General features: G+C 70.7%; 23 protein-coding genes and 1 pseudogene. 14 read left to right on the forward strand and 10 right to left on the reverse strand.

Features of this window, described 5'->3' with window-relative positions; genetic code table 11:
• From ETD86_RS54765 to ETD86_RS02320, 3 genes and pseudogenes are all read left to right on the forward strand, one after another.
• Positions 1 to 361, forward strand: a pseudogene (locus ETD86_RS54765) (FAD-dependent oxidoreductase); the annotation flags it as partial.
• A 157-nt stretch (positions 362 to 518) separates the two neighbouring features.
• On the forward strand, positions 519 to 1,079 hold the full coding sequence (locus ETD86_RS02315; protein WP_138664397.1) for an NADPH-dependent FMN reductase: 561 nt from the start codon (positions 519 to 521) through the stop codon (positions 1,077 to 1,079).
• Positions 1,076 to 1,294, forward strand: a complete 219-nt coding sequence (locus tag ETD86_RS02320) for a hypothetical protein (protein WP_138664398.1) — start codon at positions 1,076 to 1,078, stop codon at positions 1,292 to 1,294. Before ETD86_RS02315 ends, ETD86_RS02320 begins: the two co-directional genes overlap by 4 nt.
• Positions 1,295 to 1,305: 11 nt before the next feature.
• Here the strand turns inward: ETD86_RS02320 and ETD86_RS02325 are convergent, their stop codons facing one another.
• Entirely contained in the window at positions 1,306 to 2,433 is a 1,128-nt protein-coding gene (locus ETD86_RS02325) for an alginate lyase family protein (RefSeq protein ID WP_138664399.1), read from the reverse strand.
• Between the two features lie 254 nt (positions 2,434 to 2,687).
• Between ETD86_RS02325 and ETD86_RS57820 the strand changes: the two genes are divergently transcribed.
• Positions 2,688 to 2,930, forward strand: a complete 243-nt coding sequence (locus ETD86_RS57820; RefSeq protein ID WP_246147537.1) for an SAM-dependent methyltransferase — start codon at positions 2,688 to 2,690, stop codon at positions 2,928 to 2,930.
• The gene (locus ETD86_RS02330; protein WP_246147539.1) at positions 2,812 to 3,312 is read left to right on the forward strand and encodes an SAM-dependent methyltransferase; all 501 of its coding nucleotides are present in this window, start codon (positions 2,812 to 2,814) and stop codon (positions 3,310 to 3,312) included. The genes ETD86_RS57820 and ETD86_RS02330 overlap by 119 nt, the downstream gene beginning before the upstream one ends.
• A 36-nt stretch (positions 3,313 to 3,348) precedes the next feature.
• Here ETD86_RS02330 and ETD86_RS02335 read toward each other — a convergent pair whose 3' ends face one another.
• The gene (locus ETD86_RS02335; RefSeq protein ID WP_138664400.1) at positions 3,349 to 3,810 is read right to left on the reverse strand and encodes an NAD-dependent epimerase/dehydratase family protein; all 462 of its coding nucleotides are present in this window, start codon (positions 3,808 to 3,810) and stop codon (positions 3,349 to 3,351) included.
• Between the two features lie 205 nt (positions 3,811 to 4,015).
• Between ETD86_RS02335 and ETD86_RS02340 the strand changes: the two genes are divergently transcribed.
• Genes ETD86_RS02340 through ETD86_RS02355 form a run of 4 tightly spaced genes read left to right on the forward strand, consistent with a single transcriptional unit; the run spans position 4,016 to position 5,995 of the window.
• Complete coding sequence (locus tag ETD86_RS02340) at positions 4,016 to 4,390, forward strand: roadblock/LC7 domain-containing protein (RefSeq protein ID WP_138664401.1); 375 nt, start codon at positions 4,016 to 4,018, stop codon at positions 4,388 to 4,390.
• A gap of 3 nt (positions 4,391 to 4,393) precedes the next feature.
• On the forward strand, positions 4,394 to 5,188 hold the full coding sequence (locus tag ETD86_RS02345; protein ID WP_138664402.1) for a hypothetical protein: 795 nt from the start codon (positions 4,394 to 4,396) through the stop codon (positions 5,186 to 5,188).
• A 32-nt stretch (positions 5,189 to 5,220) separates the two neighbouring features.
• The gene (locus tag ETD86_RS02350; protein ID WP_138664403.1) at positions 5,221 to 5,595 is read left to right on the forward strand and encodes a roadblock/LC7 domain-containing protein; all 375 of its coding nucleotides are present in this window, start codon (positions 5,221 to 5,223) and stop codon (positions 5,593 to 5,595) included.
• 28 nt (positions 5,596 to 5,623) lie between these two features.
• The gene (locus tag ETD86_RS02355) at positions 5,624 to 5,995 is read left to right on the forward strand and encodes a hypothetical protein (RefSeq protein ID WP_138664404.1); all 372 of its coding nucleotides are present in this window, start codon (positions 5,624 to 5,626) and stop codon (positions 5,993 to 5,995) included.
• A gap of 92 nt (positions 5,996 to 6,087) precedes the next feature.
• On the opposite strand, the gene ETD86_RS02360 is transcribed toward ETD86_RS02355, so the two are convergent.
• Entirely contained in the window at positions 6,088 to 6,864 is a 777-nt protein-coding gene (locus tag ETD86_RS02360) for an SDR family oxidoreductase (RefSeq protein WP_138664405.1), read from the reverse strand.
• A gap of 184 nt (positions 6,865 to 7,048) precedes the next feature.
• Here ETD86_RS02360 and ETD86_RS02365 point away from each other — a divergent pair, with 184 nt between their 5' ends.
• The gene (locus ETD86_RS02365; RefSeq protein ID WP_138664406.1) at positions 7,049 to 8,233 is read left to right on the forward strand and encodes an RAD23 family protein; all 1,185 of its coding nucleotides are present in this window, start codon (positions 7,049 to 7,051) and stop codon (positions 8,231 to 8,233) included.
• Between the two features lie 119 nt (positions 8,234 to 8,352).
• Here ETD86_RS02365 and ETD86_RS02370 read toward each other — a convergent pair whose 3' ends face one another.
• The 4 genes from ETD86_RS02370 to ETD86_RS02385 form a co-directional block, all read right to left on the reverse strand.
• On the reverse strand, positions 8,353 to 9,777 hold the full coding sequence (locus tag ETD86_RS02370) for an L-fucose/L-arabinose isomerase family protein (protein WP_138664407.1): 1,425 nt from the start codon (positions 9,775 to 9,777) through the stop codon (positions 8,353 to 8,355).
• 16 nt (positions 9,778 to 9,793) lie between these two features.
• The gene (locus ETD86_RS02375) at positions 9,794 to 10,681 is read right to left on the reverse strand and encodes a discoidin domain-containing protein (protein ID WP_138664408.1); all 888 of its coding nucleotides are present in this window, start codon (positions 10,679 to 10,681) and stop codon (positions 9,794 to 9,796) included.
• A gap of 12 nt (positions 10,682 to 10,693) precedes the next feature.
• Positions 10,694 to 12,265 (reverse strand): alkaline phosphatase D family protein, encoded by a 1,572-nt coding sequence (locus ETD86_RS02380; protein WP_138664409.1) that lies wholly within the window; start codon positions 12,263 to 12,265, stop codon positions 10,694 to 10,696.
• A gap of 93 nt (positions 12,266 to 12,358) precedes the next feature.
• On the reverse strand, positions 12,359 to 13,144 hold the full coding sequence (locus tag ETD86_RS02385) for a DeoR/GlpR family DNA-binding transcription regulator (RefSeq protein ID WP_246147540.1): 786 nt from the start codon (positions 13,142 to 13,144) through the stop codon (positions 12,359 to 12,361).
• Between the two features lie 141 nt (positions 13,145 to 13,285).
• Between ETD86_RS02385 and ETD86_RS02390 the strand changes: the two genes are divergently transcribed.
• The 4 genes from ETD86_RS02390 to ETD86_RS02405 are packed head-to-tail and all read left to right on the forward strand — an operon-like array spanning position 13,286 to position 19,819.
• Positions 13,286 to 14,590: an extracellular solute-binding protein gene (locus tag ETD86_RS02390; RefSeq protein WP_138664410.1), complete on the forward strand. Its 1,305-nt coding sequence runs from the start codon at positions 13,286 to 13,288 to the stop codon at positions 14,588 to 14,590.
• A gap of 5 nt (positions 14,591 to 14,595) precedes the next feature.
• The gene (locus ETD86_RS02395) at positions 14,596 to 15,501 is read left to right on the forward strand and encodes a carbohydrate ABC transporter permease (RefSeq protein WP_246147541.1); all 906 of its coding nucleotides are present in this window, start codon (positions 14,596 to 14,598) and stop codon (positions 15,499 to 15,501) included.
• Positions 15,498 to 16,310, forward strand: coding sequence for a carbohydrate ABC transporter permease (locus ETD86_RS02400; protein ID WP_138664412.1), 813 nt, complete (start codon positions 15,498 to 15,500; stop codon positions 16,308 to 16,310). Before ETD86_RS02395 ends, ETD86_RS02400 begins: the two co-directional genes overlap by 4 nt.
• On the forward strand, positions 16,307 to 19,819 hold the full coding sequence (locus ETD86_RS02405) for a hypothetical protein (RefSeq protein WP_138664413.1): 3,513 nt from the start codon (positions 16,307 to 16,309) through the stop codon (positions 19,817 to 19,819). Before ETD86_RS02400 ends, ETD86_RS02405 begins: the two co-directional genes overlap by 4 nt.
• Here the strand turns inward: ETD86_RS02405 and ETD86_RS02410 are convergent, their stop codons facing one another.
• The 3 genes from ETD86_RS02410 to ETD86_RS02420 all read right to left on the reverse strand — a co-directional run bounded on the left by ETD86_RS02410 (position 19,820) and on the right by ETD86_RS02420 (position 21,630).
• Entirely contained in the window at positions 19,820 to 20,149 is a 330-nt protein-coding gene (locus ETD86_RS02410; RefSeq protein WP_281286861.1) for a DUF6345 domain-containing protein, read from the reverse strand.
• 222 nt (positions 20,150 to 20,371) lie between these two features.
• Positions 20,372 to 20,716 carry a LysR family transcriptional regulator gene (locus tag ETD86_RS02415; RefSeq protein ID WP_138664415.1) on the reverse strand — a complete coding sequence of 115 codons (345 nt, stop codon included), beginning with the start codon at positions 20,714 to 20,716 and terminating at the stop codon, positions 20,372 to 20,374.
• A 137-nt stretch (positions 20,717 to 20,853) separates the two neighbouring features.
• Positions 20,854 to 21,630 carry a CPBP family intramembrane glutamic endopeptidase gene (locus ETD86_RS02420; RefSeq protein ID WP_138664416.1) on the reverse strand — a complete coding sequence of 259 codons (777 nt, stop codon included), beginning with the start codon at positions 21,628 to 21,630 and terminating at the stop codon, positions 20,854 to 20,856.
• Positions 21,631 to 21,740 lie beyond the last annotated feature (110 nt).

A 21,740-nucleotide genomic window follows, 5' to 3' on the forward strand; every position in this document is an offset into this window, starting at 1 on the left:
CGCCCCACCCGGCGAGTCGCTGATCCAGGCCCAGCTGCCGCTGCGCGCGGACGAGGGAAAGAAGGAAGGCCTGGCCCGCCTGGAGGCCATGGTCGACCTGGCTCTGCCCGGCTGGCGCACCCGGACCACCTGGCACCGCGACAGCCTCGCCAACCGCCGGACGGGCGCGCTCGACCTGCCCGGCCAGACATGGCGGGACCGGCCGGCCGTCGTCCGCGGCGACGGCGTCTTCCTCGCCGGCGACATGGTCGCCGCCCCGGGGCTGCTCAGCGAAGTCTCCTTCCACAGCGCGATCGCCGCCGCCGGCGGCGCGCTGGGGGATGGCCGGCGGCAGGGCTCGGGCCGCCGCCGGGCGGGATGAGCCGGCACGACCCGCGCAGGATCACACCACCCGAGGAGTCTTGGCCATGAGACTCTCACGCAAAAAGCCGAGCCGTTCACGCATTGGCTATCTCAGGGGCGACTCCTACGGTGGGTCTGCGCGCCTTTACCGAACGCGTCTCCTGAGAGGACCTGACATGACCAAGGTTGGCATCATCGTCGGCACCACCCGCCCGAACCGCAACGGCGAGGCGGTGGCCCAGTGGGTGCACGATCTGGCGGCCAAGCGCGGTGACGCCGAGTACGAATTGGTCGACCTGAAGGACTACGGCCTGCCCCACCTGGACGAGCCGAACGCGCCGGCGATGGGGAACTATCAGCACGACCACACCAAGCGGTGGTCGGAGAAGATCGCGTCCTTCGACGCGTTCGTGTTCGTGACGCCCGAGTACAACCACTCGATCCCCGGCGCGCTCAAGGACGCCATCGACTTCCTGTACGCGGAGTGGAGCAACAAGGCGGCCGGTTTCGTCGGCTACGGAGTGGACGGCGCGGTGCGCGCGGTCGAGCACCTGCGGCACATCCTCGCCATGGTGAGCGTGGCCACCGTGCAGGCTCAGGTGACGCTCTCTGTCCACACCGACTTCGAGAACTTCACGGCCTTCAAGCCCGTCCCGGCCCAGGAGGAGAGGCTGAGCCTGGTCCTCGACCAGGTGCTCGCGTGGGGCGGTGCCCTGCGCCCGCTGCGGGTGGCGTGACGGAGACCTGGCGGCACTGGTGGCTCGGCGTACTGGCGGGGGCGGCGCCCGTGCGGGCCGTGCCGGCGCACGCCTCGGCGGGCGCGGGCGCGGAGCAGCCGCGGCGGCCGGCCGCGGGCCGTCGGTGGCCCGCGGACCTGGAGCCGCGGCTACGCGGTCTCCCGCGAATGGTGCCCGACCGTGCCGATCTGCCGAGCGGCGGCAGGCCGGCGTAGGGCAGTGTGCTTCAGTTCGGGTTGCCGGCGTGGGTGAGGGTCTCCCAGGCGACGAAGAGGTTGTTGGTGCCCGCCGGGCGCTGCCGCTCGGTGAGGGTCTGCGTGTTGGTCATCCCGATGCCCATGCGATGGTGCAGGGCGTTGAACCCGACCTCGGTGACCGGGCCCAGGCCCAGCGTGAGGCCGCCGCCGCACAACCATGACGGCACGGCCGTGCCGAGCTGGTACTTGGAGTGCAGGCCGAGCGCGTGCCGCAGGCGGTCGGCGATCTCGGGGTAGAGGTCCTGCCCCTGGATCCGGGCCGTCTCGGCGACGTGCGCGATCGCCGCCAGGCCGTAGCCGGTGTGGGTGAAGTCGCGGCAGGTCTCCTGGGAGAGCCCGTCGACGAAGGTCTCCTGATCATGCCAGTACGCGACGATCTCGGACCGCGTGTCGATGCTGCTGACGGCCGGGCCCTTGGGGTGGGCGCCGTCGCTCGTGAGGTAGATGTAGGCGGGCATGCGCGCCCGCAACGTGCTCACCGCCTTGTCGTAGGCCGCCTTGTCCTCCAGGAACACCGCGATCCCGATGGCGGCGTCCATCATCGAGAGCTCCCAGTTGCCGTTCGTCGTGGCTCTGCCGTTGATGACCTCGGGCAGGTAGACGTTCCTGAGCATGGTCGCGAAGCGGTTGACGCCCGTGGCGGACCACCCGGTGTAGGTGTACCGGATGATCTCGGCCGCCCTGGGCCAGGACGAGCCGGCCCACCCGGTCTGGAGCGGCGCGTTGCTGTTGGTGTGGTCGGTGATCACGGCGGACCAGGCGTCCATGATCTGGATGGCCTTCTGCGCGTACCGGGTGTCGCGCGAGATGTACCAGATCAGCGCGTCGGTGTAGGCGGCCAGCGCGTCCTGGCGCTCGTCGGTGCAGCCCAGGTTGGGGTTCGAGTACGGGCCGCACTCCACGACGGCCCGCGGCTTCGGGGTACGCGACAACGACGCGAGGCTGCTGGCGACCATCTGGTCGTAGGCGGCCTTCCACGGCTGCGCGCCGGCGTTGACCTTGGAGCGGACGAAGTCGAGCTGGGCCCTGCTGACGAGCACGCCGGGATGCGTGAAGGCGGCCGGCGCGCTGCGGGCCACGGCGGCGGGCGGGGACATGACTGCGACGATCAGTGCGAGTGCGAGTAACACCAGGCTCCCGCGAGTACCGGGACGGACCACGAGTTCAGCCTCCTTATTTAGGAAAGTTTCCTAAAGAGTGGTGAGATCGTAATCCTGACAGGACTCCCTTACAAGACCTCTGCGGGCACCGAAAACCTGGGCACAATGCGCGCATTTATAGGGTGATAAGAACATGTGTCGAGCCAAGCGCGCCCTATGATCTTGAGATCGACTCCGCGAGGAAGAAACCCGTGGCCGAGACTCCGGACGACTGGAACAGCGCGATCGACACGACCAGGCCCAGCATCGCCAGGGCCTATGACGTCGTCCTGCACGGCAAGGACAACTTCGAGGTCGATCGACCCGGAGTCACGCGTGGTCTATGTCGACAACGACCCCATGGTGCCGGCCCACGGGCGGGCTCTGCTGGCCGTGAACGAGCGGACCGCGGTGGTCACGTCAGACCTGCGCGACCCGGCGGCGATCCTCGGTGACGAGGCCGTCAAGCGGCTCATCGACTTCGACCGCCCGGTCGGCGTGATGCTGGTCGGCATCCTGCACCACCTGCACGACGACGAGGACCCGCGGGGGATCGTCGAGGCGTACATGGCGGCGGTCCCGTCCGGCAGCCACCTCTTCATCACCCACTTCTGCGACTCGAGCCAGGATTCCCGCGACGCGGAGAAGAAGTTCCTCGCGCTCCTCGGCACTGGCAGGTTCCGCACCGTTGCCGAGATCACGGCCTTCTTCGAGGGATACGACCTGGTGGAGCCGGGGGTCGTGCCGCTGCCCCTGTGGCGCCCTGAGGCGGACCTCCCCGAGGAGTTGACCGTGGGCCGGCGCCTCATGTTCGGCGGCATCGCCCGCAAGCCCTGACCCGTCCGCCGGTCACTGCCCGAGTCGAGGGGCGGTTCATGCGGCCCGGCCGGGGACGCGCAGCCACATGCGGGTCAGCGGGTAACGGTCCACCGGCGCGTCCTCGTCGATCCAGCGCCCGCCCTGGTCCCGGTAGAGCATGCAGACCGACTCCTGCACGACCCGGCCGACGCCGGCGGCCAGCGCGGCATCCACCAGGGCGGCCGAGCCCTCGGCGCGTACCCGGTGGTTCTCGCGCTGTGCCTTGGTGCTCATGAACCTGCTCATCGGCGGGATCGCGCTCGCCAGGTTGACCACCGCGTCATGCCCGGCCAGCGCCGAGGCCAGCGCCTGGCGGTCGAAGAGCGACACCGCGACGGGAGTGGCGCCGCGTTCGGCGAGAGCGGCCGCCTTGCCCGGTGTGCGGGCGAGGGCGGTCACCGTGTGTCCCTCGGCGAGCAGCGCCGGCACCGCGTGACCGCCGATCGCTCCGGTGCCGCCTGCGACGAAGACTCGCATGACGAGAGCCTACGAACCTCGATCGCTGTCGTCCGGAGGATTCCGCATAGCCGCGAAAAATGCTCATAAATCGCACAGTTATGCGCAGTGGTGATGGTTTTCTACGCCATAGCCGTACAAAACCTTAACTCCAGCGCCCGCTTGCGCTTCGGCCTGATTCCGTACCCCTACGCTGACTGCGTCCCACCGCGGCGAGGGAGGTCACGTGCTCGGAATTGACACCTGCCTGGCTGAAGTCATGTCCATACCAGGGGCTCTGGACGCCATGCTGGTGGACCACACCAGCGGCATGGCGGTGGCCTTCAGCAGCGACTCGGGCGTGGACGCCGACCGGTCGGCCGCCGCCCTGACGGAGGCGTTGCGCGCCACGACCGACGGCCTGGCCCGGACCTGCCCCGGCGACGTCGTGCGCATCGACGACATGCTGATCACCACGGACAAGGGCCATCATCTGCTCCGGCCGCTGGAGACCCTCTTCGAAGGGCCGTTGGTCATCTATGTACGCCTTGACCTGGAACGATCCAACCTGGCACTGGCCAGGCACCGGTTGCGGTCCATCTCCAGCCGCCTGACGACGTGAGCCATGACCAAGCTGGACACGCTGCTGGCCGGGCTCGCCCGCGAGCGCTCGACGGGCGCGCTCCGGGTTGGCAGGAGCGGCACGATCTTCCTGTCCGAGGGGCGCGTGACGTACATGGAGTGCGCGCAGACCCCGAGCGTCGAGCGCCTGCTCACGGCCAGGGGCCGGATGACGGAAACGGCGCTGCGCGCGCTGCGGGCCGACGGCGGCTGCGCCCGCCTGCTGCAGGAGGGGTCGATCACGCCAGGCGAGCTGCAGTACGCGGTGCTCGGCGCGGTGCTCGACGCGGCCTTCTTCCTGCTGCCGATGAGCGGGACGCGGCCCAAGTTCCGTCCGGGCGAGGAGCACTGGCTGGGCGGGCAGTGGTTCTTCGACGTGGCCGGGCTGGTGCGCGAGTGCGCGCGGCGGCGGGCGCAGCTCGCCGAGATCTGGCCCTCGGCCGAGGTGGACTCGCTTCCGGTACGGCCGGTCGAGCGGCTGCCGGGGCACGCGGTGACGCTCAACCGGGTGCAGTGGGAGGTGCTCGTCCGGGCGGATCACCAGGCGACGCCGCTGGAGGTGGCCAAGCGGATCGGGCGGTCGGGCTACTCGGTGCTGCTGGCGGTCCGCAGGCTGGCGGCCGCCGGCCTGCTCGCCCCGCCGATGCCGGAGCTGCCGAAGCGGGTACGCGGGGAGCGGGCGCGCCCGCCGCACGACCGGGAGGCCGCCCCGCTGCCGCTCGGGCCGCCCACGACGGGGGATCGGACCGATCTGGCGCTGCTGACGCGGCTGAAGAAGGCGCTGGAGGAGCTGTCGTGAGGTTCCCCTCACTCAGGAGGAGGCCACCACCGGTGGAGCTACGACAAGAGGTTCTGGAGGAAATGGCGCTCCTGCGCGAGCGCACGCCGGACGTGAGCGGCAGCGTCGCGTGCACCGTGGACGGCCTGCCGATCGCCTGCGACCTCCCGGAGAACGTCGGCGACCAGGCCGCGGCCCTGTCCGCGGCGCTGCTGGCCATGAGCAGGCGGATGTTGGCCATGACGGGCCAGGGCGCCTTGGAGGAGACGCTGATCTCCGGCGCCGCGGGTTTCGTGGCCTTCTACGCCGCCGGCCCCACGATCGTCCTCACAGTCCTGGCCGGGCCCGGCGCGAACGTCGGGCTCCTCCGGCTGGAGGGCAGGAAGACGGCCGCCGGCGTGGCCGCCGTCGCAGCACGCAAGCAGTGAACAATCCCCGGCAGGAAAGGGAGGAAACATGGCGGGCATGGACGTCTCTCTCAAGGAGATGATGACGATCGACGGCGCGCTCGGCGCGGCCATCGTCGACTATGGCAGCGGCATGGCGCTGGGCACCCTCGGCGGATCGAAGGACCTGGACCTCCAGGTCGCCGCCGCCGGGAACACCGAGGTGGTCAAGGCCAAGCTGCGCACGATGGACTCGCTGGGTCTCAAGGAGAGCATCGAGGACATTCTGATCACCCTGGGCGGCCAGTACCACATCATCCGGCCCATCACCGGGCGCGGTGGCAAGGGTCTGTTCCTCTACCTGGCGCTCGACCGCGGGCGCGCCAACCTGGCTCTGGCCAGGCACCACCTCCGCGGCATCGAGGAGAAGCTGGAGGTCTGAGCCCGGCGGCCCGCGCTTTCGGACCGGCGCGGGCCGTCGTCATTCCTCGGCCTGGGTACGGGGATCCACGAGCCCGACCCGCCCATGCCCGGTCACGCGAACAGCTGGCCGCCGTTGACGTCGATGGTGGCCCCGGTGACGGCCCTGGCGTGATGGGAGGCGAGGTAGACGACGGCGCGGGCCACATCCTCCTCGGTGGCGATGCGACGCAGCGCCATCGCCGAAAGGTCGCGCGCGAGGATCTCCTCGAACGTCACGCCTTCCGCCGCCGCCCGGGTGCGCATCCACTCATCCAGCACGTCGCTGGCGATCCAGCCGGGCGCGACACAGTTGACCCGTACCCCGTACGGCCCGAGCTCGTCGGCCAGGCAGTGTGACAGCAGGTGCGCCGCGGCCTTGCCCGCGGCGTAGTCGCTGCGCCCGGCGTAGCCCTTGCGGGACGACATGGAGGTGATGTTGACGATCGAGCCCGAGCGCTGTGCCACCATGTGCGGTGCGATGAACCTGCAGGCCAGCAGCGTGCCGTAGCCGCCCGTCTCGACGGCCCGGCGCCATGCCTCGAGATCGTCGGCGGACATGTCGAGCACGTTCCCGCGGTGCGATCCGGGGAAGGCGGCGTTGACCAGCACGTCCACCCGGCCGAACCGGTCGATCACGGTGGCGGCGAACCGCCGGACGTCGTCGATCCTGGTCACGTCGCAGGGCACGGCGAGCACGCCTGGCACCTCGGCGGCGATCTTCTCCAGGGTGGCCGCGGTGCGGGCGGCCACGACGACCCTGGCGCCCTCCTCGCTCAACACCCCCGCCAGAGTTCGCCCCAGTCCGGGGCCCGCCCCGGTGACGATCGCGACGTTGCCCTCCAGTAGCACGCACCGACTCTACCAAGCATTTGCTCGGTGCGGCGGAGAGCGACAAAGAATAGAGAAGGCGAATTCATCCCGCTTATGGAATGGTCTTTGGTCTTGTACGTACGAGGCCAAAGGCCAGGTTCATTCCTATGCCATATAGCGCGGTCCTCGAAGTAATGCCGATAAGCCATCCCACAATGGGGCAATGGCATACCCTCCACAGCAGCCTCACCCGGAAGATCCGTGGGGCCAGCAGGCACAGGGAGCACCGCAGGGACACGGCCGGCCCGGGTACGGCCAGCCGTCGTCCGGTCAAGCGCCGCGGCCCGGCTACGGACCGCGGGGCGCCGGCCCGGACCAGGGGCCGGGCCGGCCCGGGCATGGCCCGCAGTCGCGGCAAGGGGGCCCGCCCCCTGGCTTCGGTCAGCAGGCGGGCCGGCACGGCTCGCCCGGGTCACGTAACCCGCAGGGTCCGCAGTACCCCTACGACCCGCCGAGCCCGTACGACTCGCCGGGTCCCTACGACCCGCCGAGCTCCTACGGCCCCCAGAATCCGTACGGTTCGCAGAACCAGCACGGCCAGGGCGACCCGTACGGCATGTCCCAGTACGACTACGACTACGGTCTGCCTCCCAAGCGCAACAACACGCTGATGATCGGGCTGTCCGCCGGCCTGGGCGTCCTCCTCCTGATCGGCGGCACGGTCGGAGCGGTGTCGTACTTCAACTCCGCCGGTTCCAAGCCCGCCGCCGCTCAGCCGGGCGCCACGACGTCGTTGCCCACCACGGCGCCCTGGCAGTCGGAATCCCCGTCGGGGGAGCCGTCGGGGGAGCCGACGGGCGCGCCGTCGGAGGAGCCGACCGAGCCGGCCGTCGAGCCCACGGACACCCCGCCGACCTCGTCGCGGGCCGCGCCTGGATCGCCGATCGCCCACACCGAGTTCGACGACTGGAAGTTCAACCTGGGCGGCGTCAAGTTCGACGCCAAGAAGGTCGGCGGCTGGACGTACGACACGTGCGATCCGGTGGACGCCCAGGGCGTGCTGGCCAAGAACAACTGCGAGCGCGCCGTCCAGGTCGCCTACTCGGCGTACCGCGGGCACCTCAAGGCGGTGCAGGTCATGTTGTCGTTCCCGACGGACAAGGCCGCCAAGACCGCCGCCACGCGGATGGCGAAGCTCACGTCGGACCCGGTGAACATTCGCAGGGACATGGCCCTCGCCACGTTCGTGTACGGGCAGATCCGCGCGAACGTGGCCAAGAAGTACGTGATCGTCACGATCGTCACCGCCGACAAGACGGCCAAGTCCAAGGCCGAGAAGTTCCACCTCTACAAGCAGGCCGACTCCGTCAGCTACTTCCTGCTGCGCGACCTGACCGTCACCAGCTGACCCGGCCACCTCGCCGCCCGAGTGACCTGGTCAGGGCTTCCCCGGCGCACCGCCCACCGCCGGGAAGCCAGACCGGCCGAGCGCCCCCGACGGCTTCTTCGCCGCTCGGCAGCACGCGTTCAGTGTTGGACGTGCGTGACCTTCGCCTCCAGGAGGTCGGCCAGCGCGCGGAGGTCGGCCAGGCGGTGGCCGGTGCCGAGGGCCCAATGGTGGGAGATGCCGCTCGCGCTCCAGGCGTCGGTCCACTCGCCGGGGTCGCACCCGAAGTCCACCCGGGAGGTCGTGTTGCCGATCTGCAGCAGCGGGCCCTCCACGACCTGGCCCTCCGACACCACGAACCCGTAGCGGCCGTCCCGGTCCTGTCGCAGCCCGAACGCGGTGACCGGCCCCCGCGTCACGTCGAACTCCACCGACACGCCCCAGCCGCGCTTGCCGTGGTAGACGCCCAGGCCGCGCAGCAGCGGCTTGCGAGAGCTGATGGCCAGGTGCGCGGGCCCGTCGTGGCCCATCTCCACGTGACCGCGGGCGAAGTCCAGCGCCTGGAGTTCGGTGAACGAGCCGCCCGCGCCCAGCCGGTCCATGATCAGCATGGCGAGCGACGTACGGAGCTCGTACTCGCCGGCCGCCGGGATGCCGCGGGCGGTGAGCAGGGACGCGCCGAGGATCATGCCCGCCCCGAGCCGCTCGTGGATCTCGCCGTCGAGCCCTCGATGGTAGTAGGCCAGGCTGTCCAGCTCGAAGTCCTCGACCAGCCGGTCAAGGCCGGCCGACACGCGGGCCGCCCAGCCGAGGTCCTCCTCGTTGACCGTGTCCGCCAGCTCGAACACGTCGCGGGCCAGCGCGACCCGCTCGGCGGCCTCCTTGTCGGTGACCTTCTCCACGCGTACCCGCAGGTCGTCGAACTCCAGCACCTCGACGTGCCCGCCGAAGTTCGCGCTGACCAGCGTCAGGTCGGTGGCCACGTCCAGCATGCCCGGGTAGAGGTGGCCCATGAGGCCGTGCCGGCCGTGCCGCAGCGTGGCGCGGACGTGCGCGGCCCGCACCCACCGGCCGATCCGCTCCCACGCCCGCTCGTCCTCCAGGTAGCCGGAGACCGAGCGGAACGGGATGCCGACGCGGGTGAACGCGTTGGCCATCTCCGGCAGCGGGCAGGCGCCGCAGTAGGCCAGCCACTGGCCGGTGTCGAAGGTGGCGTGGTCCATCGACTCGGTCGGCTGCAGGTTGATCAGCAGCACGGGCGCGCCGCTGCGCTGCGCGATCGGCACGAGCATGGTGGCCGTCATGTACGTCGTGAGGAACCCGACGATGAGGTCGCACCCGGCCGCGCGCAGCTTCTCGGCCGCGGCCGCGCCCTCCTGGGCGTCGGAGATGAAGCCCACGTCGACGACCTCGCAGTCCAGCGCCTTCATCCGCTCGGCCACCCGCGCGGACGAGCGCTGGAGCTGGGGCAGCAGGTCGGGGAACTGCGGCCAGTACGCCCCCAGCCCTCCGGCGACCAGCCCCACCTTGGTGCGGGGCGGCGTGATGCGAGTGAACGTGTTCACGGGCTTCTCCCTTCGCTCAGCGGACTTCGACCTCGATGATCCGCGTGTAGTCGTTGGCTCCGTTCGAGGCGAGCGCGACGATGCGGACGGCGTCCGCGGTGACGGGCGCGAAGTCCGACCGCACGTTGCCGGCGGTGTTGCCGCGCACCTGGGCGACCGTCTGCCACTGGCCGCTCACCTGGGCCTGGACGTCCCAGTCGCGCACCCCGTACCGGCTGGCCGGGTAGCGCTCGGTGTCGAGCGTGTACAGGTCCACGCGGGAGACCTGCTTCGGGCCGCCCAGCGCGATGGTGACCGTGTCCGGCCAGGCGCGGGCGGTGGCGTCGTTCCAGCCGTTGCCGCCGGCCCAGCCGTTGGAGGAGCGGTCGCCGTCGGCCACGCTGCACGGCGGGTAGTTGGCGTTGGTGTGCTGGGAGGAGGCGGCGACCGGCCGGCGCAGCGCGAGGTTGCCACCGTTGTCGAGCCGGTCGAGTGCGACGACCTCGACGGGCACCCGCAGCGTCTGGGCGGGCGTGCGCAGGCTCAGCCCGTACGTGCCCTCCTTCGCCTCGGGCGGGACGGCGACCAGTAGCTTCGCGCCGACCTCGTAGCCGGCAGGCAGGTAGCTGGTCAGCATCGTGCGGGAGGCGGTCAGCGGCGCGTCGATCTCGACGTTCATCGTGGCGTACGCGGCCTTCTTGGCGTCGCTGCGCATCCCGATCTCGATCTTGGCGGGGCAGGCGGGGTCCACGCCCAGCGGGGCGACGAGCCGGTCGGCGCCGGCCCGGGGGATCAGTTTCCCGGTGCCCTTGGAGACGCCCGGCCTGACCTTGACGGAAGCCGAGGACGGAGGTTCTTCGGGATCCCAGGCCGCACCCGTGGTGAGCGCGACGGCGAGTGCGGCGGCGGCGAGCTTACGCATCATGGGTCATACCTCCTAGAGCGCCTGCAGGCCGGGGACGCCGTCGAGGGTGACGAGGCTCGCCCTGGTGGAGACCGGGGCGCCGGGCCGGTCCACGTACGGGACGACCTTGAAGTCGGCCCGCCACTGGGTCCGGGTGACCTCGCACGAGACGTAGCCGCGCTGGTAGCTGGAGAAGCGCAGATGCGGGTTGACCGGGTCGCTGCCGCCCGGGGGTAACCCGGTGGCCGGGTTGCCGTTGCCGCCGCTGCTGACCGACGTGCACACGAACTCCGTCCCGACGGTCTGGGAGGCGGGGTCGTCGAAGTTCGCCTTGAGCTCGCCGGCCAGGTTGTAGTGGATGTCGCCGGTCAGCACGACCGGGTTGCTGACCTCGCGGTCGATCATGCCGGTGATCAGGCGGTCCTTGGCGGCCTTGTAGCCGTCCCACAGATCCATGCTGAGCCGCTGGGCGGGGCCGGGGTCGAAGTCGAGCTGGATCATGGCGATCTGCTGGGCCAGCACGTTCCACTTCGCCCGGGATGCGCCCAGGCCGTCGAGCAACCACCGCTCCTGCTCGGCGCCGAGCATCTGCCGGGCCGGGTCGAGGCGGTCGGCGCAGTCCACCTGCTGCCCGTCACCGCACACCTGGTCGTCGCGGTACTGCCGGGTGTCGAGCACGTTGAACTCGGCCAGGTCGCCGAAGGTGTACCTGCGGTAGATCCGGGCGTCCGGGCTCTCGACCGCCGGCACCCGGACGGGCATGTTCTCCCAGAACGCGCGGAAGGCGTTGGCGCGGATGACCAGGAAGTCCTCCGCGGTCACCTCGCCGCCGGGGCCGTTCGGCCCCGCCCAGTTGTCGAGCACCTCGTGGTCGTCCCAGGTGACGATCCACGGCGCGCGCTGGTGGGCGGCCTGCAGGTCCGGGTCGCTCTTGTAGAGGCCGTACTGGATGCGGAAGCGGTCGAGGGTGTCGCACTGCACCCGGAACTGCTCGGGCACCGGGGTCTGCCGGTTGCCGCCCATCGGCACGATGCCGTACTCGTAGATGTAGTCGCCGAGGTGGAAGACCACGTCGGGGTTCTCGTCGGCGAGGTGGCGGTAGGCGGTGTAGTAGCCGTCCTGCCACGACGCGCACGAGGCGAAGGCGAGCCGCAGCGCCTCCGGGCTGCTGCCCGGCGCGGGCGCGGTCTTGGTCCGGCCCACCGGGCTGATCTCGCCGCCGCTGCGGAACCGGTAGAAGTACTCGCGGCCCGGCCGCAAGCCCTTGGCGTCCACGTGGACCGCATGGCCGTACTCCGGGTTCGCCCAGGTGGTGCCGTGGCGGACACGGCGCGCGAACGCCTCGTCCTCGGCGATCTCCCAGTCAACACTGATCTTGTTGTACGGCAGCCCGCCGAGCGGCTCCAGCGGCTTGGGGGCCAGCCGCGTCCAGAGGACGACCCGGTCGGGCAACGGGTCTCCCGATGCCACGCCGAGCGTGAAGGGGTAGTCGCCGCCGCGTGCGACCGCCTCGGCGGTCCAGGGGTCGGCCAGGTTCGTGGAGAAGGCCAAGGCGAACGCCGCGCCGCCGAGGCCGAGGAAGGATCGACGTGAGGGATGATCCATGCTGCTTCCTGAGCTGGGGGTCGAAAGCCCTCACTTTCTAGCAAGCGGGTGAGCTCTTAACAAGACTCAAGTTACAAATCACGCCAATTTGCGTTACATCTGTGCCACGTGCACGTTCCCGTGCCGGTCGCGCAGCCGCTGGAGCAGGTCGGCCGGGGCGCCGGCGTCCACGACGATAGCGTCGAAGTCGTCGAGCGGCGCGACCCTGTGCAGCGCCACGCGGGCGAGCTTGGAGCCGTCCACGGCCAGGATGCGGCGGGCGCCCGCGCGCAGCATCGCCCGCTTGACCAGCACGATCTCCTGCTCCTGGTGGAAGGCGTACTGGTCGGAGACGGCCGAGGTGGAGACCACGACCACGTCGGTGCTCACCGCTTCGACCGCGTCGACGCAGCCGAGTCCGAGGAACGAGTCGTGGGTGGATCGGTACTCGCCGCCGAGCGCGATGAGCCGGATGTCGGGGCTGCCGGCCAGGAGCCTGATCGCCTCCAGGAAGTTCGTCACCACGGTCAGCGGGGCCAGCACGCTCAGCTGGCGGGCCACCGCCAGCGCCGTGGTCGAGTCGTCGAGCATGACCGAGCTGCCCGGCTCGATCATCCCCGCCACCACCCGGGCGATCGCGTCCTTCTCGGCGGTGTGCGCCTGGAGCCGGTAGGCGATGTTGCTCTCCCACACGTTGCTGGCCTGGGCGGTGACCCCGCCCCGGACCTTGCGCACCATGCCCTGGCGCTCCAGCTCGTCGAGGTCCCGGTGGACGGTCATCACGCTCACCCCGAAGCTCTCGGCGAGCTCCGTCACCGAGGCCGAGCCCCGCCGCACGATGTGGTCGGCCATGTCCCGCCACCGGGTGGCCTTGCTTGAGGTGTGCTGACGCGAATCCACCAAAGCCCTCTCACCCTCTTGGACGGCTGCGAAATCCTACCCTTGACACCCCACTGGGGCGACTCGTAGCCTCCCCACATCCAACATTTTTAACAAGAATGATTGTTAAGTTAACAATCAATTCATGGAGGTGGGCGGGACATGACCGACCTTCTGCGCGACGCGAGGCTGAGCCGCGGGCAGTTCCTGCGCATGATGGGCGGTCTGGCCGCTGCGGCTGCCGCCACCGCCTGCTCCACCAGGCCGGAGACCACCGCGACCACGGGCGGCGGCCAGGCCGCGACCGAGTTGAAGTTCATCGGCGTGGCGGACCAGAAGACGCCGATGGACCAGCTCGCGGCCGCCTACCAGACGAGCAAGCCTTCGGTCCGTATCACCGCCTCGTACGCGCCCACCGACCAGGTGCAGACCTCGCTGCGCACCCAGCTCGGCGCCGGCAACGCCCCCGACCTGCACGTGGTGTACCCCGGCAACGGCAGCGCGATGTCGATGACCCAGATCGCCAAGGCCGGGCTGCTGGCCGACCTGTCCGCCCAGGCGTGGACGCAGACGATCCCGGCCGGGTTCAAGCCCGCCTTCCAGCTCGACGGCAAGACGTACATCTTCTCCGCGGGCTCGTCGGTCATCGGGGCCGTCTACAACAAGAAGGTCTTCGAGAAGGCCGGCATCGAGGCGCCGCCGACGACCTGGAGCGAGTTCCTCGCCGTCTGCGACAAGCTCAAGAAGGCCGGCGTGGCGCCGATCGCGCTCGGTGCCCAGACGCCGTGGGTCACCCAGCTCATCACGTACGCGCTGGTGCCCTCGACCGTCTACGCCAAGGACCCGGCGTTCGACGACAAGCAGCTCGCCGGGCAGGCCAGCTTCGCCGACTCCGGCTGGCGCGACGCCATGGAGATGTACCTGGAGCTGCAGAAGCGCGGCTTCTTCAACGACAACCCCAACGGCACCACCTTCGAGCAGCAGACGTCCATGGTGGCCACCGGCAAGGCCGGCATGGCCATCCAGGTCTCGGCGGTCCTGCCCGACTTCCGCAAGGCGGCCTCCTCGCCCGACGACCTGTCGATGTTCCCCGTGCCGGGCGCCGACGACGCCAACTCCGTGTGGATCCCGGCGGGTGTCGTCGTCGGCCTCGGGGCCAGCGCCAAGGGCAAGAACGCCGAGGAGGCCAAGGCGTTCATCGACTACCTCGGCAAGCAGGAGAGCATCAACGCCTGGGCCAAGGCGATCGCCGCCATCCCGCTCACCCAGGACGCCTCCTCGACCATCGACCCGGCCGTGGAGTCGTTCCTGCCGTTCACCAAGGACCGTGCGGTGCCGTTCATGGACCAGCGGTGGCCCAACGCCGAGGTGCAGCCGGTGCACTTCGCCGTCATCCAGGAGCTGCTGGCCGGGAAGTCGACCATCGACGAGGCGCTGAAGAAGATGGACGAGGCCTACAAGAAGTGACCCCTGTGACCGCCGGGCGGGCGCGCCCCGCCCACGCCGGGCGGCGGCGCCGCTTCAGCGCCGCCGCCCCGCCGTGGTTTTTCGCCGCGCCCGCGCTCGTCGTGTACGCGCTGGTCGTGCTCTATCCCGCGGTCAGCGGCGTGGTGTACGCGTTCACGGACTGGAGCGGCATCGGCCAGGACATGTCCTTCGTCGGACTGGCCAACTTCCGCACCCTGCTGGGCGACGAGCAGGCCATGGGCTCGATCGGCAACACGCTGCTGCTGACCGTGGCCATCGTGGCCGTCCAGAACGGCGTCGGGCTGCTGCTGGCGCTCGGCGTGCACGCCAGGCTCAAGAGCCGGGCCCTGCTCCGCGTGATCTTCTTCTCGCCGGTCGTGGTCAGCCCCGTCATGGTCGCGTTCCTGTGGAAGTACATCTACAACCCCGACCCGTCCGCCGGGCTCAACGGCCTGCTCGGCCTGCACGTCGACTGGCTCGGCGACCCGTCGGTCGCGCTGTGGTCGATCGCCGGCATGGTGGTCTGGCAGTACGCCGGATACTCCATGGTCATCTTCCTGGCCGGGCTGGAGGGCGTGCCCCGGGAGCTGCACGAGGCCGCGATGATCGACGGCGCCGGCACCTTCCAGCGTTTCCGCTACGTCACCTGGCCGCTGCTGGCCCCCGCCGTGACGATCAACCTGATGTTGTCCACGATCGGCGGGCTCAAGCTCTTCGACCAGGTCTTCGCCGCCACCAACGGCGGCCCCGGCTACGCCACCGAGACCCTGTCGACCGTGCTGTACAAGCAGGCGTTCGTCTTCGGCAAGTTCGGCTACAGCACGGCGGTCGCGCTGGTGCTGGCGTTGTTCGTGGCCGCCGTCTCGCTCGTCCAGGTCTACTACCTGCGCCGCCGGGAGGTGACCGCATGAGAAGGACGTTCCTGCTGGAAATCGTCATGATCGCGGTGGCGGTGGCCTTCCTGTTCCCCGTCTACAGCCTGGTCTCGCTGTCGCTGAAGGACCCGGGGCAGATCTCCCGGTCGCCGCTGGCGCTGCCCGACCCGCCGACGTTCGACAACTACGGCTCCGCGTGGTCGGCGGCGGCGCTCGGCCCGTCCCTGGTCAACAGCACCGTGATCACCGTGGTCAGCCTGGTCGCGCTCATCGCGCTCGGCTCGTTCGCCGCGTACTTCCTGGCGCGCGTCCAGAGCCGGCTCGGCTACGGGCTGTACATCCTGTTCCTGCTGGGCATCGTGCTGCCTTTCCAGCTCGGCATGATCCCGCTGTACGAGCTGGTGAGCGACCTCGGGCTGATCGGCACGCACGCCGGGATGATCCTCTTCTACACCGGCATCCAGCTGCCGTTCACGGTCTTCCTCTACACCGGGTTCATCCGGGCGCTGCCCCGCGAGTACGCCAGCGCCGCACAGATCGACGGCGCCTCGCACCTGACGGCCTTCACCCGCGTCGTGTTCCCGCTGCTGCGGCCCATCACCGGCACCGTGCTGATCCTCAACGCCGTCTTCATCTGGAACGACTTCTTCACCCCGCTGGTCTACCTCGGCGGGTCCGGCTTCGAGACGGTCCCGGTCAGCGTCTTCGCCTTCGTCGGCCAGTACGTCTCCGACCACGGCCTCGTCTTCGCCGGGCTGGTGCTGGGCGCGCTGCCGATCGTGGTGGTCTTCCTGGCGTTGCAGCGCTACGTCATCAAGGGCTTCTCGAGCGGGCTCAAAGGGTGAACGCCTCCGACGTCTTCGGCGTCTTCCGGGACCCGCCCCGGGCGTACTCGCCGGCGGCCATCTGGTGGTGGAGCGGCGAGCCGCTGCGCCGGGACCGGCTGCGCTGGCAGCTGGAGCGGCTGGTGGCCGGGGGAGTGCGCAACCTCGTCGTGCTCAATCTCGCCCCGTCCGGGCCGGCGTTCGGGGCCGACGCCGACGACCCGCCGTTCCTGTCCGAGGCGTGGTGGGAGTTGTTCGACGGGGTGTGCGCGGACGCGTACGAGCTGGGGGCCTACCTGTGGTTCTACGACCAGATCGGCTTCTCCGGCGCGGACCTGCAGGCCCGGCTGGTCCAGGAACATCCGTCGTTCGCCGGGCAGTGGCTCGGCGCCGACGGGTCGGTCACGTTGCGCGGGTTCGACTACCTGTCGCGTGAGGCGTGCGCGGTGCTGCTCGATCGGGTGCACGGCGAGTTCGAGCGGCGGGTCGGACACTGGTTCGGGCGGGTGATCGCCGGGTCGTTCCAGGACGAGTTGCCGACCCTGCCGACCTGGTCGGCCCGCTTCGCCGAGGAGTACCGTGCCCGGCGGGGCGCGGAGTTCTCGCCGGCCGAGCCGGACTGGCACGCGTACCAGCGCACCCGCGCCGAGCTGGCCGAGGAGGCGTTCTTCAGGCCGCTGAGCGAGTGGCACGAGCGGCACGGGCTCCTTCATGGTTGCGACCAGCAGGATCCCGCCCGGGCCGGGCATCCCGTCGAGGGCGTGGCGCTGTACGCCGACTACGCGCGTACGCACCGCTGGTTCGGCGCGCCCGGCTCCGACCATCACGGCGACGCCCGCCTGCACTCCTCCCTCGCCCATCTGTACGGGCGGCCGCGCACCTGGATCGAGGCGTTCCACTCCAGCGGGTGGGGCGGCACGCTGGAGGAGACCTTCGACTGGCTGCTGCCGTGGCTGCGGGCGGGGGCCACGCTGTACAACCCGCATGCGGTCTACTACACGACCCGGCGCGGCTGGTGGGAGTGGGCCCCGCCGTCCACGGACTGGCGGCAGCCGTACTGGCGGCACCATCGGGTCTTCGCCGACGCCGTCACCCGCCTGTGCGCGGCGCTGTCGCTGGGCCGCCACGCCTGCGACATCGCCGTCCTTCTCCCCACCGCCACCGCCCAGTCCGGCACCCCGTTGGACGGCACCCCGTTGGACGGCGCCCCGTTGGACGGCGCTCCGTTGGACAGCACCCCCTTGGACGGCGCCCCTGCTGCGGCGCCGGAGGCGGGTGGGGTGGGCGCCGCGGCTCGGCGGGCGCAGGAGGTGTACCGGGAGATCGTCGGCGACATGGCGTGGTTCGCCACCAAGCCAGGCGTGCTCGACCGCCTCCGCCTCGATGCCGACGTGATCGACGAGGACTCGGTGCGGCGCGCCGCGGTCGAGGGCGGGCGCATGGCCGTGGCCGAGGAGGCGTACCGCGCCATCATCATGCCCGCCGTCACCGTCCTCGACGCCGACGTCGCCGCCCGGCTCGGCGAGTTCGCCGCGAACGGCGGGCTGCTGGTCGCCGTGGGGACGGTCGCCGACGCCCTGCGGCCCCACGCCGACGCGGGCCGGGTCCGCTTCGTGGAGCACGCCGCCGACCTGGGCGACGCGCTGGCCGGGCTGCCCCGCAGGGTGGAGGCGCCGGTGCCCGCGCTCGTCCGCGAAGCCGGCGACGTCACCTTGGTGTTCCTGACGGCCGCCTTCCCGATGGCCGGCACGATCGGCGTCGCCCTGCCGGAACAGCGCGGCGTGGAGCTCGGCTGGCTGGACGCCGTGATCGACTTCGACCCCGCCAGGTACGCCCGCGACATGCGCGTCACCATCAGAGGCGTGTCCGGCACCCCCTTGCTCGCCCGGCCCTTCGCCGGCGGCGACCCCGTCCCGTTGCCGCACACCCGCGACGGCGACACGGTGGAGGTGGTCGTGCCGTTCGACGACGGGCCCGCCGCGCTCCTGGTGTTCGACGGAACCGACCCCTCGCCGGCGCCCCCGGTGACGTACCAGGTGGAGGTGGATCTCGGGGACGAGTGGGACATCGAGCTCGTTCCGACCCTCGATGACACCTGGTCGGACTTCGGCGGCGGCGCGGGCGTCGAACGCTGGACCCTGCGTACGCCGGCCGGCGAGCCCGTCCACGTGACGTTCGGGCCGCGCGGAGAGCAGCGCGTCGGCGACGGCCCGTGGACGCCCTCGGTGTGGTCGACCTCACGGGGCCTGCAGAAGGATCCCGTCCACCGGGAGACGCTCGGCCCCAAGGGGCGCGTCCCGGTGGAGTTCCTCGCGTTCGGCCGGGTCCCGGCGGGCGGCGAGGCCCGTTTCCGCAGCGTCCTCACCGTGGCTCCGGGCGCCCCCGCCTGGCTGGCGATCGGCGCGGGCGCCGCCAAGACCCTCTGGCTCGACGGCGAGGAGCAGCCACTCGACGACGCCGGCTACGCCGCCGTCACGCTCTCGCCGCTCCCGCCCGGTGAGCACCTGATGGAGCTGCTGCTCGTCCCGGACGAGGAGCACGACCTGCGCGCCTACGCGTGCCTGGCGGCCGACCCCGCCGACGCCGCCCGCCCGGAGTGGATCGCCGGCGCGCCGCTGGAGACGACCGTGCCGGCGGGCGGATCGCCGGTGCTGCAGGTGGCCTCCACCGCGTCCTGCCGGGTGCTCGTCAACGGCGAGGAGGCGGGCAGGCAGGGCGGCTTCGACCCCTACGCGGAGGCCGACATCCCGCGTGTGCGCCGCTACGACGTGTCCTCCCTGCTGCGCCCCGGCGGCAACACGATCAGGATCGAGTCGGACGGCTGGGTCCTGGTCGACGGCCTGGCCGTCTCCGGTCCCGGCTGGTCGCCCCGGCCCCGGGTACGCCGGCGCCAGCACGGCGACCCCGCCGCCCTCTGGCTGCGCCCCCGACCGCACCCGCTGCCGGAGACCTGCTGGCTCGACGGCCGGCCATCTGCCGTGCCGGCCACGTTCGCCGTGCCGGGCGGCCGCCCGCGCGGCGAACGTTTCCTCCTGGATCCGCCCCCAGGCGTGACCGGCGTCGAGGTGGACGCGACGGTCCCCGTCGAGGTCAGCCGGGACTGCCGTGAGCTGAGCCTCACCACGGTGCCCGGCACGCAGTCGGGAGCCGCGTTCACCGGGCCGGTCCGGTTCACCTGCGGGCCGGGCCGGATGCGGCTGGGGGACTGGGAGGATCACGGCCTGGCGGGGTACAGCGGGGGCGTCCGCTACCGCGTCACCGTCACGGCCCAGGCCGGGCCGGGCGTGATCGACCTGGGCCGGGTCAGGGGCACGGCGGAGGTCACGGTGAACGGCCGGCCCTGCGGGATCAGGGTCTGCTCGCCGTACGTCTTCGACGTCGAGCTGGACGACGGCGGCAACGTCGTCGAGGTCCTCGTCCTCGGCACCCTGGCCTCGTACCTCGACGAGGTCAGCCCCACCCATTTCGTCTTCCCCGGCCAGCGCGGCACGGGACTGTTCGGTCCGGTGCTCCTGCGCACCGGCCGCTGATCAGCAGCTTGTCCACATGGCCACGACCGCGTCCCGCGTGACCGGATCGGGAGACACCGAGCCGAAGCCCCAAAGATGGTCGTCCACGGGACTCGCGCCACCTCCCTCCACCCACATCGCCCCGGCCCAGATGACCGGGCCCTGGGGAGGGCATTTCGTGTTGGTGGTCTTCTGGATCTCCCGGCCCGTTCGCAGCCAGGCCGTGAGCACGAGCTGGCCTTCCGCGGCGTACTCGGCCAGCCGTTGACCGCTGATCTCGGAGGACATGATCGTGGAGCCGAAGCCGAGGAGTATGTGGAGTCCTTTGAACGCCCTCTTCCAGCGATCCAGCGCGTCATATCCTTTGGGATGGCCGCTTGATCACAGGGTGGGATCTTCTCCGCGCCCGGGAACAGGGCGTCGTCCTGGCCTGACGCGCCAGGCTCCCGGCCCACCCGGACTCGTGAGGGGCGGGCCAGGGAGCGCCGACTGTCAGGCGCAGGTGCATCCGGACGGCCGACATGTTTTCGCCTTGCTCCGGCCTGGCGTTCCGAAACTTTCTGCCGTCCAGCGCTACGTTGACCGGCGTCGGGCTCCCCAGCACGAGCAGGGCCTTGGCGGACCGGAGTGGCGGTGCGGCTCGCGGGCGTAGGGCATCCCGCCGTCCGCGCGCAGGCTGGCGGCCAGCTCGTTGATGTCGGCGAGGATGGCCCTGGCCCGGTCGACGAAACGCTCGCCCTCCGGCGTCAGCGTCACCCGCCGGCTCGAACGCTGGAACAACGTGCGGCCCAGCTCCCGCTCCAGACGCCTGATGTGCCGCCCGAAGGGTGGCGTGGCGATGTGGTGCCGCCGTGCCGCGCGCCCGAAGTGGAGCTCCTCCGCCAGCGTCACGGCATACTGCAGGGATCGAATCTCCATGGAAGCCCCCGTGTCGTCCGTGCCCCCAACGGACGTTTCGTGCGTGAGAGGCCGGCGGATGACGCGAGGGATGGACGAGTTGCCGGCGATCCGGAGGACGAGGCCTGGCATCTCCGCCGCCCCTGACCGGGACTCCGTCAGGTCGACACCCGGTTGCTCACCCGAGGATCAGGTGAGATCGAGCCCCGACCCCTGAGCAGTATGGCTCCCGATAGCGCGAGCGTGACGGTCAGCAGCACGAGCGTGACGCCGAAGTGCACCGATTGGAGGGGCAGCACGCGCATGCCCAGGTGGAAGCCCCAGTGCACGCCGACTGCCATCCAGAGCCCGCCGCCGCGTACCCGCGCCGCCGTGCACGCGAAGCCGAGCGCCGTGGCCATGACCACGAAGAACAGCTTTTCGGCGAGGGTGTCCGCGTCACTTTGGGAGAAGATGTGCAGGGCGCCGAATCCGGCCGAGGAGATGATCACGACTGCCTGCGGCGACAGCCGTACCGACAGGGTGTCGACGAGGTGGCCCCGCCAGAGCAGCTCTTCCGGGAAGGCCTGATTGAGCAGAAGGACGACGGCGAGCAGGGGCAGCCCGGCATAGAGGGAGACGTCGACCGGCACCCAGGTGGACGCGCCCACGGCGAGGGAGAGCCCGCTCGCCGCGACCGCGGGCACGGCACCCGCGAGCACGCCGAGCAGGATGTGTGACGGGTTCCGCCAGCCCAGTGCCGCCCATGGCCGCCGGTCGAGGAAGCGGCGGATGAGGTAGGCGAGCAGGAGCGCGGTGAGCGTGATGCCGAGCGCGCCGAGTGGCTGTCGCAGCGGGTTCGCCTGGCCGAGGAGCAGTAACGCGGGGGCGGAGCCGATGAGTGCCTGGGCAAGCATGGCGACGATGACGAGGACAACGGACCAGAGGGTTTTCACGCCATGAACGGTAGGTACGCGCAGGTCCAGGGCGCATCGGGCCGGGGATAGAGATCGCCATGACCAACGTCATGGTGACGGAGGTGGGATCACAGGCGTTCGGCGGGATC

The sequence above is a fragment of the Nonomuraea turkmeniaca genome, from assembly GCF_005889735.1.
In the GTDB taxonomy this organism is placed as follows: domain Bacteria; phylum Actinomycetota; class Actinomycetes; order Streptosporangiales; family Streptosporangiaceae; genus Nonomuraea; species Nonomuraea turkmeniaca.